The organism is Marinobacter lipolyticus, assembly GCF_018424605.1.
Classification (GTDB): domain Bacteria; phylum Pseudomonadota; class Gammaproteobacteria; order Pseudomonadales; family Oleiphilaceae; genus Marinobacter; species Marinobacter lipolyticus_B.
In genome coordinates this window covers 78426-92035 of record NZ_QTKT01000013.1, presented here as the reverse complement: position 1 = coordinate 92035, position 13610 = coordinate 78426, and the positions used below count along the sequence as shown (strand labels likewise).

At 55.8% G+C, this 13610-nt stretch carries 14 protein-coding genes; 8 read left to right on the top strand and 6 right to left on the bottom strand.

The features are described from left to right. Positions 1-307 precede the first annotated feature (307 nt). The 3 genes from DYI22_RS15625 to DYI22_RS15615 all read left to right on the top strand — a co-directional run bounded on the left by DYI22_RS15625 (position 308) and on the right by DYI22_RS15615 (position 3733). The gene (locus DYI22_RS15625) at positions 308-2140 is read left to right on the top strand and encodes a helix-turn-helix transcriptional regulator (RefSeq protein ID WP_228301078.1); all 1833 of its coding nucleotides are present in this window, start codon (positions 308-310) and stop codon (positions 2138-2140) included. Positions 2141-2172: 32 nt separating this feature from the next. Next, the gene (locus DYI22_RS15620; RefSeq protein WP_053115264.1) at positions 2173-3333 is read left to right on the top strand and encodes an NAD(P)/FAD-dependent oxidoreductase; all 1161 of its coding nucleotides are present in this window, start codon (positions 2173-2175) and stop codon (positions 3331-3333) included. Positions 3334-3466: 133 nt separating this feature from the next. Next, on the top strand, positions 3467-3733 hold the full coding sequence (locus tag DYI22_RS15615; RefSeq protein WP_081496573.1) for an EAL domain-containing protein: 267 nt from the start codon (positions 3467-3469) through the stop codon (positions 3731-3733). Between the two features lie 320 nt (positions 3734-4053). Here the strand turns inward: DYI22_RS15615 and merB are convergent, their stop codons facing one another. The 5 genes from merB to merT are packed head-to-tail and all read right to left on the bottom strand — an operon-like array spanning position 4054 to position 7014. Beyond that, complete coding sequence (gene merB / locus DYI22_RS15610; RefSeq protein WP_008175605.1) at positions 4054-4689, bottom strand: organomercurial lyase MerB; 636 nt, start codon at positions 4687-4689, stop codon at positions 4054-4056. Between the two features lie 13 nt (positions 4690-4702). After that, positions 4703-6106, bottom strand: coding sequence for a mercury(II) reductase (gene merA, locus DYI22_RS15605; RefSeq protein ID WP_008175602.1), 1404 nt, complete (start codon positions 6104-6106; stop codon positions 4703-4705). A gap of 5 nt (positions 6107-6111) precedes the next feature. Then, a complete protein-coding gene (merF, locus tag DYI22_RS15600) occupies positions 6112-6351 on the bottom strand; it encodes a mercury resistance system transport protein MerF (protein ID WP_008175600.1) in 240 nt (79 codons plus the stop codon). 2 nt (positions 6352-6353) lie between these two features. Further along, positions 6354-6650 carry a mercury resistance system periplasmic binding protein MerP gene (merP, locus tag DYI22_RS15595; protein WP_213478995.1) on the bottom strand — a complete coding sequence of 99 codons (297 nt, stop codon included), beginning with the start codon at positions 6648-6650 and terminating at the stop codon, positions 6354-6356. Positions 6651-6663: 13 nt separating this feature from the next. Then, positions 6664-7014 (bottom strand): mercuric ion transporter MerT, encoded by a 351-nt coding sequence (gene merT, locus DYI22_RS15590; protein ID WP_008175596.1) that lies wholly within the window; start codon positions 7012-7014, stop codon positions 6664-6666. Positions 7015-7088: 74 nt separating this feature from the next. Between merT and DYI22_RS15585 the strand changes: the two genes are divergently transcribed. Further along, positions 7089-7514: a MerR family transcriptional regulator gene (locus DYI22_RS15585; RefSeq protein WP_008175593.1), complete on the top strand. Its 426-nt coding sequence runs from the start codon at positions 7089-7091 to the stop codon at positions 7512-7514. Between the two features lie 291 nt (positions 7515-7805). Here the strand turns inward: DYI22_RS15585 and DYI22_RS17530 are convergent, their stop codons facing one another. Continuing rightward, on the bottom strand, positions 7806-8057 hold the full coding sequence (locus DYI22_RS17530) for a methyl-accepting chemotaxis protein (protein WP_069184683.1): 252 nt from the start codon (positions 8055-8057) through the stop codon (positions 7806-7808). A 745-nt stretch (positions 8058-8802) separates the two neighbouring features. On the opposite strand from DYI22_RS17530, the gene DYI22_RS15575 reads away from it, so the two are divergent. The 4 genes from DYI22_RS15575 to DYI22_RS15560 all read left to right on the top strand — a co-directional run bounded on the left by DYI22_RS15575 (position 8803) and on the right by DYI22_RS15560 (position 13504). Continuing rightward, positions 8803-9795 (top strand): YeiH family protein, encoded by a 993-nt coding sequence (locus DYI22_RS15575; RefSeq protein ID WP_069184684.1) that lies wholly within the window; start codon positions 8803-8805, stop codon positions 9793-9795. Between the two features lie 746 nt (positions 9796-10541). After that, positions 10542-11999 (top strand): cytochrome D1 domain-containing protein, encoded by a 1458-nt coding sequence (locus DYI22_RS15570; RefSeq protein ID WP_205632675.1) that lies wholly within the window; start codon positions 10542-10544, stop codon positions 11997-11999. 82 nt (positions 12000-12081) lie between these two features. Next, positions 12082-12666 (top strand): RNA polymerase sigma factor, encoded by a 585-nt coding sequence (locus DYI22_RS15565; protein WP_141697240.1) that lies wholly within the window; start codon positions 12082-12084, stop codon positions 12664-12666. Continuing rightward, positions 12659-13504 carry an anti-sigma factor family protein gene (locus DYI22_RS15560; protein WP_069184688.1) on the top strand — a complete coding sequence of 282 codons (846 nt, stop codon included), beginning with the start codon at positions 12659-12661 and terminating at the stop codon, positions 13502-13504. The genes DYI22_RS15565 and DYI22_RS15560 overlap by 8 nt, the downstream gene beginning before the upstream one ends. The last annotated feature ends 106 nt before the right edge of the window (positions 13505-13610 follow it).

Genomic DNA, 13610 nt, shown 5'->3' with positions numbered 1-13610 from the left:
AGAAATGGACCATGCCGATCCGGGATTGGAAGCCTGCACTGAATCGCTTTATTATCGAATTCGGTGACCGCCTGGACGGTCACCTATAGTGAGGTGGGCAGTTACACAGATTTATTTACAGGCTCGCCCCGAAGCCAGCAACATCATAAAAGCGACCGGTGGATGGCCAGCACTTGTCAGGCTTATGTGCCGAACCCCAAACCCAAATCTCCCCGCAGCGACTTGGCCGGAAACTCGCTCGTATTTCAGGGACAACCTCTTAACTGCGTTACCCAATAGTACGAGGACCTTTCTTTGCAATGCAGCGATGCTCGAAGTAATCAGCGCTGAATGCTATGGCTATGTCTATAAGACAGAAGAGGCCGACCGGGAAATTACGTTTCTTAACGAACATTATGCTCTTTTAGCTCCCACCGGGACTTCTGCTGATCGTATGGATATGCACCCTGTGCTGCGAGAGTATTTGCGTAGTTTATTTAACACCACCCAACGAGAACGTCGCTCGTATGTACTGAAACGGGTCGCGTTCTGGCATTGGCGTAGGGGAGAGTACCTCCATTCAATCAATGCAGCTCTGGAAGCCAGTGACCATCGATGGGCTCGCGTCGTAAGTGACAGCATTATCCTGGACGTGGCACTCAGACAGGGTGAAATCGAAGTACTTCGTACCTGGTTTGGAAAAGTACCGGCTCGTACGATAAAAAAAATCGCTGCCTTGAGCATAGGTTACGCGTGGATTTTGTATTTCAGCCAACAAGCTCGTCAAGCAGAGGAAATACTGGTTAGTTCGCTTCATCCGAGCTCCAGGGGGGTGGGCGATCTTGATGAGGAAGGATGGCGGGAATTGGTTAATGCGATAGGCAAAGCTACACAGGATAAATTACTGGAGAGTCAGGTTCTCTGTCAAAAATGGATAGACGCCTTTGGCGACCGTAACATGGTTGGCAAAGGCGCAGCACTTACTTGCCAGGCATTCATTGCCTCCAGTGGACGCCATTTTGAAGAGTTGGAGCGATTGTCCCATCGAGCGGCTGTGGCCATCCAGTCATCCAATCAACATTACGCTTTTATTTGGCTTAAAACTGCAGAAATTCAGGGTGAACTGTTCAAGGGGGACATCGCCCGAGCAAGGAGTGTGTTGCTTCAAGCGAATAAAACAGCAGAAAAGATTCAGGTGCCAAAAACTTTTTTAAATAAAATGTTTGGCACCCTTGAGTTACAAATCCTGCACGAACAGAACCATCACCTGGTTACCCAGGAATCTGCACAGGCTTCGTTCGATTTCGCTTTGAACTATGGCGTTACAGATATTCTGTGGGGGTGTACACAGGCCTACAGCCGTTTTCTGTACCACCAAGGGTTCCGAGATAGAGCCATGGCCTTGTTGGAACAATCCCGCTTAGCCTCCTGCGAGCGAGAGCTCTCTCGTCTAAATATCCTGACTAAAGTTCAGTTAGCTGAGTTTACTCTCCTGAACAACGAGGAATTGGGTCCACCTATACTCCCCGATGAATGTGAGCTGACGTTCCTGCCAAATCAAAACCAGGCCATTCAAGCACGTATGGCCCTGGTAACCTCAATGTATAGACTACGGCTTGGGAAACAGTTTGGTGTCGCCGAAAAATATGCCAAACAAGCACTACAAAGCGCCAGCGCAATTTCAGACGCTAGAACCAGGATCGCCGCCCACTATTGTCAGGCCCTGGCAGCGTTTGCCCTCGGTTCATCAAAATCGGCGAAGCGCATGATTCTTGATGCAAACCTACTTTCGGAACATTTGAACTGTCACTTCACACGGCTCTGGATCAAAGAAGCGCTACTTTCTCTTAGCCCCCTTGCTCAGGATCTTTTTAACGATCTGCCAGACGACTCTGAAGCTAAAGCTACGAAGGATCCCGATGTCAGAATAGAAGACTCCAGCGTGCCACCTGTGCCCGGCAATGCCCACTCAACCATCACGATAAAGCAGATTTCTCTGTTGAAATGCGTAAGCAACGGAATGACCAACAGAGAAATCGCTGAACGGCTTCTTGTGACGGAGGATACCGTCAAATGGCATATGAAGAAGATTTTCAGCGAACTTAAAGTAACCAACCGGGTTCAGGCAGTCACTGAAGCTCGACTGCGCGGACTTTTATAGTGCTACAAAAACAAAAGAGGAATCGAGCGAATATGCAAAAAATAGTTATCATTGGCGCTGGAATAGCCAGCCTGACCGCCGCAGAGGCTCTCCGCCAGAATGGATTCGACGGAACGATTACCATTTTGGGCGAGGAAAACACGCTGCCTTACCAGCGTCCCCCGTTGTCCAAAGCCTATTTGACCTCAGATGAGTTGCCCTCGCCAACTCCGATCCGTTCTCCTAATTTCTTTCGGGACAACAAAGTTGAATTTGAACAAGGCGGTAAAGTAATAGCGCTTGAACGATCGGCAAAGCAAGTAGTGATTCAAGGCGGCAGGAAAATTAAATACGACACGCTGATTTTGGCAACAGGAGCGAGGCCACGTCCTATTGATTTACCTGGTGAGAGCGCAAAAAATGTTTTCTATCTCAGGAATCTTGACCACTCCACCGCATTACGTAATGCCCTGTTAGCCCCGGAATGCGAGAAGGTGGCCATTCTCGGCGCGGGTGTTATCGGGCTTGAAGTCGCCTCCGCTGCCAATCTACAGGGAAAACAAGTCTCTGTGTTTGAGGCCAACAGCCGAGCGATGTGTCGAGTAGCGTCACCATTAACAAGTAATTTTGTCAGAAACCGCATGGCCTCCGCCGGCGTAATGTTCTACTTCAATGCTAGCGTCAACCAGATTCTCACTGAGGGAGACCGAGTTTCCGGTATCCGTTTGTCCGACGGCACTACCAAACCCGCAGACGTCGTTGTTATCGGTATAGGAGCCATCCCCAATGCCGAACTTGCGCAAGACGCAAACCTGGATTGCGACGGTGGTATTATAGTAGACAGCGGCATGCGTAGCTCCGACCCTGACATATTTGCGATCGGAGATTGCGCTAAAGCCGTCAACGTTTCCACCAATACACCCATCCGAATAGAAACTATTCACAATGCCATGCTTCAAGCACAAATTGCGGCGGCTCATATTTGTGGTAAACCGTCTCCGCCTGCCTCTCCTCCTCGTTTTTGGTCAGATCTCAACGGCATGAAAGTCCAGTGTATTGGAATCGCCACTGGATACGACCGAATTCAGCGGCGTCCCACAGAGAGTGACAATGCCTGTGAATTCTGGCTCTTTTCCGGAGACCGGATGATCGCAGCTGAAACGGTCAATCTTCCCACCCGGCAAGCCAAGCTATCTAAAGCTCTCTCCGGGTAAGTGTAAGCGAGATGGGATGCAGCTCATTCTCATCTCTGAGATTTCTATGTGTCGAGCCTCGTGACTGAGCATATCCAGCTGCAGGGGGATTCTGGCCCTCCCACAAGCTCTGCTGTAGAGCAGGAGATACAGAATCGCCCAGCCCAGCTGTGATGGCCACAGTGACCAGTCATTCACCCGGGGCTTACCTAACGACCAGGAAAGTGGAGCAATTGCCAAAGCGATTATTCAGATGGGACATAGCCTAGGACTCGATGTACTGGCCGAGGGAATTGAGACCAAAGAGCAAGAAAACCATCTCCGAATCCTTGGCTGTGATGCGGGACAAGGCTATCTATATGCTAAGCCGCTCTCAGTCAAAAGGTGCGAGGAGTACCTACAAGTTACTGACTGGGTTTAATTGGCCCGATGGTGGTCATCGAATCAATTTGGGATCACCGGACGCTTAGTGTGCGCCGGCGTTATCGCACCATCTGAACGTTCGCTTTGCGACCAGAAGCACCTAAACAGAAGCGAACATTCGATGCACGTCGATCGCCAGTGTAATGGGTGCATGTCCGGTTGTTCGGGTGAGGCACCACAGGGATACACCAATCGCATGTCCAGATAATTCCTGATTTGATGCACAGACAGGGTGCAGCGACGGAACGCTTTGGAAATGACATGGCCTAGCTCCTGGGTGCTGACCTACGTTCAAGATTGGTATCGAACATTCAGGTATTAAAGGTCATGTTGGTAACGCCTTGCTCTGTCGAGCATAAGGTGCGCAATCCGCTGTCCCAGTTCGAAACCTTCCTGCACAGTCACCAGCTGCGCGCTTGGTTTATCTCGCCCCCAGGCCTCCCCGGCCTGTCGAGAGGCAAAGAAAAGGACATCGCAACAAAACGCACTTCGAATGTCTCCCGATGCGGCCACCGACACTAAAGAGACGACCGCGTCCTCCGGCTCAAGCGAAACCACTCTCTGTGGCGTAATCGTCATGTTGATCGGGTTGTTCGTCTGCGGGCAACGCGATTGCACCTGCGCCCGTTCGCCAATAACGGTTGGAAACATCAAGGCATCCAGTGCACACCAGGTGTAAAGGGGCCGATCGTTGATGACAAATGCATGCGGGGTTTCTCGCAGTGTGATGCCGGAGCCGATCAGCCGTCCCTGGCCGTCGTACTCGATGGTCCCGCAGGGCAGTTTTTCCAGCACCAACTCTGCCTCATCAGTCGTCCAGTTGAGCGACTTCGCGAGCCGCTCAACAGTGACCGGTTGTCCCAGGGCAAGCTCGCGCAACAGCGTCACATGAAGCGCGGCTTCCCTTTCGCCGGTCAGACCCAGCCGTTCCACGATCTCATCCATGTTATACATTGGCGGCACCGTCTTATCCCGCACAGCACGACAATTGCTTCACGTCCTTGGTGAAGGTTTGGGCACAGAGCTTGAGCCCCTCCACCATGGTCAGGTACGGGAACAGCTCATCGGCAATGTCGTTCACGGTCATACGCGCACGCAGCGCCATGACGGCCGTCTGGATCAGCTCACCGGCTTCGCCCGCGACGGACTGGACACCCAGCAATCGTCCGCTGCCACGCTCAGCGACCATCTTGATGAAGCCCCCGGTATCGAAGTTAACCAGGGCCCGGGGCACGTTATCGAGGGTCAGGGTGCGGCTGTCGGTGTCGTATCCCTGAGCCTGGGCCTCCGCCTCGGACAGACCGACGGTGGCCACTTGTGGATCGGTAAAGATCACCTCGGGCATGGCGCTGAGGTCGAGGCTGGCGTCACCGCCGGTCATGTTAATGGCGGCCCGACTACCACCGGCGGCAGCCACGTAGACGAACTGGGGTTGATCGGTGCAGTCCCCGGCTGCATAAATGCCGGACGCGGTCGTTTGCAGGTGGTTGTCGATCCGGATCGCGCCGCGCTCGGTAGCCACGCCGACGGCCTCCAGGTTCAGGTTCTCGGTATTGGGTGTGCGGCCACTGGCCACCAGCAGTTGCTCCGCCTCCAGGGTGCCGGCGTTGGTTTGGAGGGTGAACACCCGGCCATTGTGGGTAATCTCACTGGCCTGGGTCTGCTTGAGCACCTCGATGCCCTCGCGACGGAAGGCCGCTTCCACGGCTTCACCCACCGCCGGGTCTTCCTGAGACAGCACCCGGCTGCGGGCCAGAATGGTGACCCGACTGCCAAGGCGGGCAAAGGCCTGAGCCAGCTCGATGGCCACCACCGAGGCACCAATCACAACGAGGCGCTCGGGAATGTGATCCAGCTCCAGCGCACTGGTGGACGTGAGATAGGGCGTCTCGGATAGCCCCGGAACAGGCGGTTCGGCGGGCCGGGCACCGGTGCCGATAAAGGCCCGGTCGAAGTGCACCGTCTGCTCGCCGCCGTCGTTGAGCGTAACCGTCAGTGTGCGCTCGTCCACGAACCGCGCCTCGCCCTTGAGGACGGTAATCGCGGCATTGTCATTGAGAATGCTCTGGTACTTGGACTCGCGCAGCTCCTCCACCCGGGCCTGTTGCTGAGCCAGAAGGGCTGAACGATCCACCACCGGTGCCTGGGCACTCAGTCCGTCGTCAAACGGGCTTTCCCGGCGAAGGTGGGCGATATGCGCCGACCGGATCATGATTTTGGACGGTACGCAACCAATGTTGACGCAGGTTCCGCCGATGGTGCCGCGCTCAATCAGCGTCACCCGGGCACCGCGCTCCGTCGCTTTCAGGGCCGCAGCCATGGCACTGCCACCGCTGCCAATCACCGCAATGTGCAGGTTGTTGTCACTCATAAACGTTACTCCTTGGTTGAAGGGCTGTCGCAGCAGGCGTCGTGTTTCTTTTTACGCCAGACGGCATAGCAGGTCAGGCCAATAAAAAAGACCAGTGCGGGCAAAAGCACGTAGTCGAGATAGCCGGTGAGGGCTGCCAGGCCTAAGGTTCCCAGCAAAACCACCAGTATTGGGGTAAAGCAGCACAGGGCGACCAGCACCGTGCCGATGACGCTCACCCGCAACAGGGTTTTGGGGTTTGCCATGGTTACTCCTGTTTTGCCTGAGATTGTTTCAGCGTGGACGGATAGCCGGCGTTGGTGGTGGCTTGCGTCAGTGCCTCAACGGTCGTTTTCTCGTCGTCGAAGGTGACCGTCGCATCGCGTTCTTCATAACGAACATCCACAGAGGTCACGCCGTCCACCCGGTTGAGAGCGGCCTTGACGGTGATCGGGCAGGCCGAACAGGTCATGCCAGGGACTGACAGGGTGACGGTTTGTGGTGCTGCCAGGGCCGGCAGGCTAACGAACAGGAATAACGCTGTGGCGATCAGTGATTTTTTCATGGTGCTATGCCTCTCAGTAAAATAGGGGTAAAACATAAGGGAACGCCAGCGCAGTCAGAATGAGCAGCGCGACAATCCAGAAAACAACCTTGTAGGTTGTGCGTACTTGCGGCACCGCGCAAACATCGCCCGGCTGGCAATCCTGTGCAGGCCGGTATATCCGGCGCCAGGCAAACACCATGGCCACCAGTGCCGCACCGATGAACCAGGGCCGATAGGGTTCCAGGGCGGCCAGATTGCCGATCCAGGCGCCTGAAACTCCTAACGCGATTAAAACCAGGGGACCAAGACAGCAGGCGGATGCCAGGACGGCGGCAACGCCCCCTGCGATCAGCGAACCGCGACCGGATTTGGGCTCAGACATTACGTTGGCTCCTTTCATGAGATGGATGACTGAGATAAGGTTACTCCCGTAGTCAGCTACGGAATCAACCCCCTATGTCCAAGAAACCACGTTCAATGACCATTGGCGCCCTGGCCAAGGCCGCCAATATTGGAGTGGAAACCATCCGCTATTACCAGCGCCGGGGACTGGTGGCAGAGCCTGACAAACCCTATGGAAGCATCCGCCATTACGACGATCAGGCGTTGGCGCGTCTTCAGTTCATTCGAACGGCCCAATGGTTGGGCTTCAGCCTGGATGAAATCGGAGGACTGCTAACACTGCAAGACGGCACCCATTGCGATGAAGCACGGGTACTGGGCGGACAGAAGCTCGCCAAGGTGCGTGAGAAAATTTCAAGTCTGCGGCGTATCGAGCGAACGCTGGAGGGGCTGGTGCAGGCATGTTGCACTGAGCAGGGTGACGTGAAGTGCCCGCTCATTACGTCTCTTTATAAGGGCGTAGAGGAAAACACGTCGTGAGCTTATCTACGAGAGCCAACTTCTCTGCCGGGGTCGGTTATGGCAACCAGCAAGGGGGCCGATCCGGTCGGCATCATACGTCGCCGCTTATCCCCGAGCCTACGCCAAATCTAAACGTTCGCTTTGCGACCAGGGCTTACTCTAGACCCAGCTAAACAAAAGCGAACATTAAAGATAGACGAATACGCAACAATCATTGGTATCGCTGGAGGAAGTTTTGCTCTCGTCAATCAGAACGTATATTCAAAAGCGGCTCCAGACCTTGAACTTTCCTGCATGGTTCTTGAGATCTCAGCGAAAACCTTTAAATGAATTGCGGATGCCGTCGACAATGTTTGTTGTCGCCTCGACTACTCCATGGATCTCGGCTTCAGCAGTCAATGCCAATTCTTCAGTAGATCTCTGATTGCGCTGGGCCGGGGTTCGAACCTCATCGGCAATGACGGAAAAGCCTCGGCGCTGCTCGCCAGCGCGGAGTGCTTCGATGGAGGCATTAAGGACAAGAAGGTTTGTCTGCTCGGCTATGATCGGACTCCACCCCATTCAATGACACTCGGTGGAAAGTGCAACGACGTTTATAGCTCCATCATAAGACACATCGTTTGTCCTCAAGGAACCACTTAACGCGTCTGGATAATACACCTCTGAAACTTTGATGGCCCAACGCGCTACTTCAAGAGTTCGAACGAGGCTCTCGCGGGTCTGATTAAAACGCGGCAGGGATTCCGGCACGAGCTGCTAGCGATTTCTTGCTTGCTGGCCAACCGTCGCAACATAAAGTCCTTAACCGTTACTCAATGCAGAACGTGTGTCCCAGACCCGCAGAAAGTCTCGATCAAAAACTCGGCCCTGATGTCCAGGCTGAACCAGCCCCAGAAGTTGCTGTTTAGCGCTCCAGAACCAGTGCAACCACGATGCCGGCCAGTAAATCGCCTCGGATGTTGGAAAGCCAGTCGGCTTTGAGTTTGTTAACCATAGTTGAGTTTCCAGTGCACTCGTCAAAACAGGAAGGGTGTCAGCGGGTTCTCTTTATCAACGAAAAGGCAGGTTACGAACACAACTTGCGGTGACAACGAGAGTAAAACGCGGGAAAACGGGTCGGAATTGCCCACCGACAGCGGGCGCGGAGCTTATCAAACTACAGGTTAAAAGGTAAGGCGCACGAGACAATAGCAGCGGATTAAACACCACTAATCTACATATTCGATTTATATCTCCTTTTTTATTCATTTTACAGATAACAATTTAAGGCATAACGTAATTCCATTAGATAATAAAGGAAAGCGTTATGTACAAAGGTCTTGGGTTATGTGTTCTATTCACCATCGGTGGTTTTTTGCTCACCGCGCTGACAGGCGACCGCGTCAGCCCGCTGGTGTTTGCTCTGGTGCTGGGGGTCATCGTCGGGAATCTTCCCATGCCATGGAAAAGCCAATCCGTTGAGGCCGGACTGAAATTTTCGACCCGCTGGCTGTTGCGCACAGGCATTGTGCTGTTCGGATTTTCCGTCACCATGCAGCAGGTCTTTGCGTTGGGGCCGCGCATTGTGGTTCTGGATCTGTTGGTCATTGTCACTGTTTTGTTTGTTGGCTACCAACTGGGCACCCGCTGGTTCAAGCTGGACCCGGAGACTGCCCTGCTGACCAGTGCGGGAAGCGCCATATGCGGGGCGGCGGCCATTCTGGCAACGGAAGCCACGATTCGGGCGCGGCCTGCCACTACGTCCATGGCAGTGGCAACGGTTGTATTGTTCGGTAGCCTGGCCATGGTGGTGGAGCCCGTGTTGTTTTCGATGATCGGCTGGGATCAGGGCCTGTATGGCATTTACATCGGTGCCACCGTGCACGAGGTCGCTCAAGTGGTTGCGGCCGGCAATGCAATTGGCCCAGAGGCGCTGGCGAACGCGGTTGTCGTCAAGCTGGTACGCGTGATGCTGTTGGTACCGTTCCTGCTGCTGGTGGGCAGATGGTGGCTCAATCGCCACGCAACCAGACAGGATGGCACCCAATCCGTCGGTAAACTGACCGTTCCCTGGTTCGCGTTCGGTTTTGTGGCGGTGGCGCTGTTTAACAGCGTTGTCACGCTGCCGGAAGCCTTGCACGAAAGCCTGACGCTGACGGGCCAGATCGCACTTACCATGGCTATGGCAGCGCTGGGTTATGAAACGCGCATGTCGAAGCTTCGCGCCCTGGGGATCAAGCCTTTTGCTCTGGCACTGATGTTGTTTGTACTGCTGATCGGTGGCGGGCTTGCGGTGACTCCGATGATTGCACTGGCCTGAAATGCTGGACGCAATCGCCCGGGGTGGGTATTACGACGCTCTGTTAAAAAATCGCTCAAGCCGGGTTGTCAGAAACTGAATGGTGTGGCCGCTGTGTCGCCAGAAATGCCAATACAGCGGAACACTCAGGGCCTGATTTTCTGCAATCATGCCGTAACCCACTCCGGCCAGTGCAAACTGGACAAATCCCTGCGAGGACGGGCACAGGTGATAGCGAAAACCGCCGTGATACCCAAAGCTGTCCATGAACCGATGCTGTAACTGGTCGTTTGGGCCGTAAACGATGGCGGGTGCGCGGCTCAGCGAGTCCAGGCTGATACCGTCTGCGAAGAAGTGGTCCCGAAACTCCGGCGAAGGCCCACGTCCTGATCCTCAATCACCAGATCCATCAGCACATCTTCCTGACTGAACCTAATGTAAATGATTCAACAGTTTCTGGCCCGTCGGGGTTGGCCGTTGTAGCCTTTTTCAATGTGATTCGTGGCAGCCTGGTGGCTTTTTTGCAGGTGCCAGCACTGCGTCCGTGATTTGGTTCGGTGCCATGATGGCTGCCATCGCACTGCATCTTGCCCGTAACGGTCTGCAGGGGCCCATGATCTGAACAGGTTCCAAACCTACGTCGGGAATAAATTCCGGCCCGGCAACGCCCTTGGCCCCTGAGTTCTTATCCGACCGGCTCGATCTTGGCATCGCGTTGCCACAGCATGGAGGCGGTCGGCTTTCATTCAGCGTTCGGGGCTTTCAGCATGCATCCAACCATCGGCCAATACGTTCTATCCTTCATCGCTGTTGCCGGAACGGCAATCGGTATCAGCTTGTCTGCCAATGCGGCTGAATCCACCCGCTTCGAGCGCGGGGCCAAGGTTTACAGCCAGCAGTGTGCGGCCTGCCATCAGGCACAGGGCCAGGGCATACCGGGCTCGTTTCCGCCCCAGAAAAACCACACCGCTGAACTGTACAACGCCACCGACGGCATTGGTGGCCGCCAGTATCTTGGCCACGTGCTGCAATACGGTTTGACGGGGTCCATCGAAGTGGGGGGCACGGCGTACAACGGCAACATGCCCGCCTGGGGCGGTGCCCTCACGAACCAGCAGATCGCGGATGTGCTGAACTACGTGTTGACAGCCTTTGGTAACGAGCAGCGTCTTGCGGGAGAGTTTCAGCCCTACACCGCTGAGGAGATCAAGGCGATTGCGGGCCAGAACCTGTCCGGCAAGGACGTGTACCAGTTGCGACAGGCGGTGCTGGGTCAGTCAGTAGCGCCATCCCGGGAAGGTCCAACCGCCCGGTCGGCCCCAGAGCTGAGCCTGGAGAACGCCATCCGCGATCCGCTTTATGTGGCCGTCCAGAACAGCGGTATTGTAAGAGCCTTACCGTCAAAACAGGCCTGGCCTGGCGTGGCAGGGGCGCACTACGATGCTCTGAGCCCGGATGGCTCTCGCCTGATGGTGTCTGGTTTTAAAACCGGTAATGTCTATGTTCTGGATACGGCCAATGGCGACGTCATGGCCAGTGTGGCGATAGGCGAGGTGGCCCAGGGCGTCAAGATCTCACCGGATGGCCGCTATGGCCTTGCGGTTGCGCCGACCCAGGGCGACGTTGCAGTGATCGACATGAACACCCTCGAACTGGTGAAGAAAATTCCGGTGGGCAAGGTACCCCACAATCTCATCTACAGCGCCGACGGCAAATTTGCCTACGTCACTTTGCAGGGCGAAGGCGCTCTGGCAGTCGTGAACATGCAAACCCTGGAAAAACAGCATCAGATTCCGACGCCGGGGCTTGAGACGCCTCACAACGTTGACATCAGCGCCAACGGCCAACGGCTGTGGCTGCGCGACTTTACGGGCAACGTGGGCGTGATGGACCTGGCCAGTGAAACCATGCTGAAAACCTTCAAGGTGGGCAGTGGGCATGGCGGCATCGACGTGGTGCCCGGCGGGAAATACATCGCGACCGGGGCGATTTCCGCGTCCGCCGTGACCCTGATCGACCCCGAAAGCCTGGAAATTGTCAAGAACGTCGATGTGGGCGTCGGCCCCCATGGCGTTCGCGCCAGCCGTGACGGCCGGTTCATATACGCCTCTGTCACGGCGGATAACCAGATTGCCGTGATTGACAGCCAATCCTTGAAGGTCGTTCGCCGGCAACCCGTGGACGGCAAGTTCCCGTTCTGGATTGCGGTTCCCGGCAACCCGTAAAAAAATGTGGCGACAGGGAATAAACTGAACACAGGCGACGTCTTTGGTTAACAAGTCCACCGATTCCAAACGGGCACACAAAATGCGCAGCACCGGAAGCAAGCAGCAGTTTGACACCCTAGTACGCCCCTGGCGTTACCGGCTGTACGGTGTTGCGCAACGCCAGTCCGCCTCGACTGAAATAGCGGAAGACTATACTCAGGAAACCCTGCTTCGGGCCTGGCGGGATTTTGGCCAGTTGGACGACCAGGTAGCAATCTATGCCTGGCTGCTCAGAATTCTCAACCGTGTGGTTGCCGATGGCTACCGCCGGGACAATCGGCGGCGGCAACTGGCCCCGGTACTCACAACCGAAGACGCCGTGCTGAGCGAACACCCCTGCGCCGCTCCCGGCCCGTTCGAGCAGGCACTGAAACATCAGACCGATGCGCAGGTGATGGCCGCCGTTCGCGACCTGCCGGACAACTTCCGGCAGGTGGTTCTGTTGAGGGACTTTGAAGATCTGAGCTATCAGGACATTGCGCAGATTCTGGACCTGGCGCCAGGCACGGTGATGAGCCGCCTGTCACGAGGCCGTCGCCTGCTGGCCGAGCGATTGATCAAGGTGGCATCCGACAATCCGGCTGCCAGTGACAACACGCACACAAGGGTGACCCCCCATGAGTGATAAGCCCTCTATCACCCCCTCTTCGGAATCCCATCAGTGGTCTGACCTGCACCACCAGATTCAGGACTGGCTGGCGGGCTATGCCGATGGCGAGCTGGATGAGCATCACATCACTCTGGTTGAAGCTCACCTTGCTGGCTGTGAGGCCTGCCGACACGATGCCGAACGCCAGCGGATGCTTTCTGAACGACTACAAGAGATACCCGCGCCCAGATTGTCCCCCGCATTTGCCAAGCGCCTCGACGATACCCTTGCCAGCGTCCAGACCAGCGACAGGCGCCCGGTCGGTCAGAAGCCTCTGGAAGGCCTGAAACACTGGTTGACCCGCCTGAGCCCATCGGCTGTCATCGGAGGCGGCGGCTGGGCGGTGGCCATGGTGCTGGCGGCGATGCTTCTGGTACCCAGCCTGACGCCCGAAGATCCCAATCAGATGGCGGTGGCCAGTCAGATTCCCATGGTCAACGACGTGCTGGCCGATTATCAGCGGGTGGTGGGCAACGATCTGCGCACGCCGTCTGACGACGCCGACCTGTCGCCGCCCATGCAGTGGGCCAATGGCCGCGTTCTGGCCCGTTGGACAACCAGAGTAGGTGGCGAGCCCGCCGAGGCCTACGCCGTGCGGCTGGGCAACAGCCTGATCGTTCAGTACCAAATATCGGAGCGCGTGTTTTTCCGGAATCCGGACGTGCGACAGGCCGTGGCCCGTGCCGGTGATTTTCGAACCCGTGACAACGAGCTGGAAGTTATTGGGTTGCCGATGCGGGCATCGGGCTTACTGGTTGTGGCGCCATCGGGCAATGTGCCACCCATCGACAAGTCAGCGATGAGTGCTTCCTGAACCGACCTCGGTGGTTATTTTCTAATCAATCCCTACACTTAACTCATGCATTCGCAATCAGCCCAACAACAAAACCGGAACCAGTCCGGAGTGATCAACAATGAGG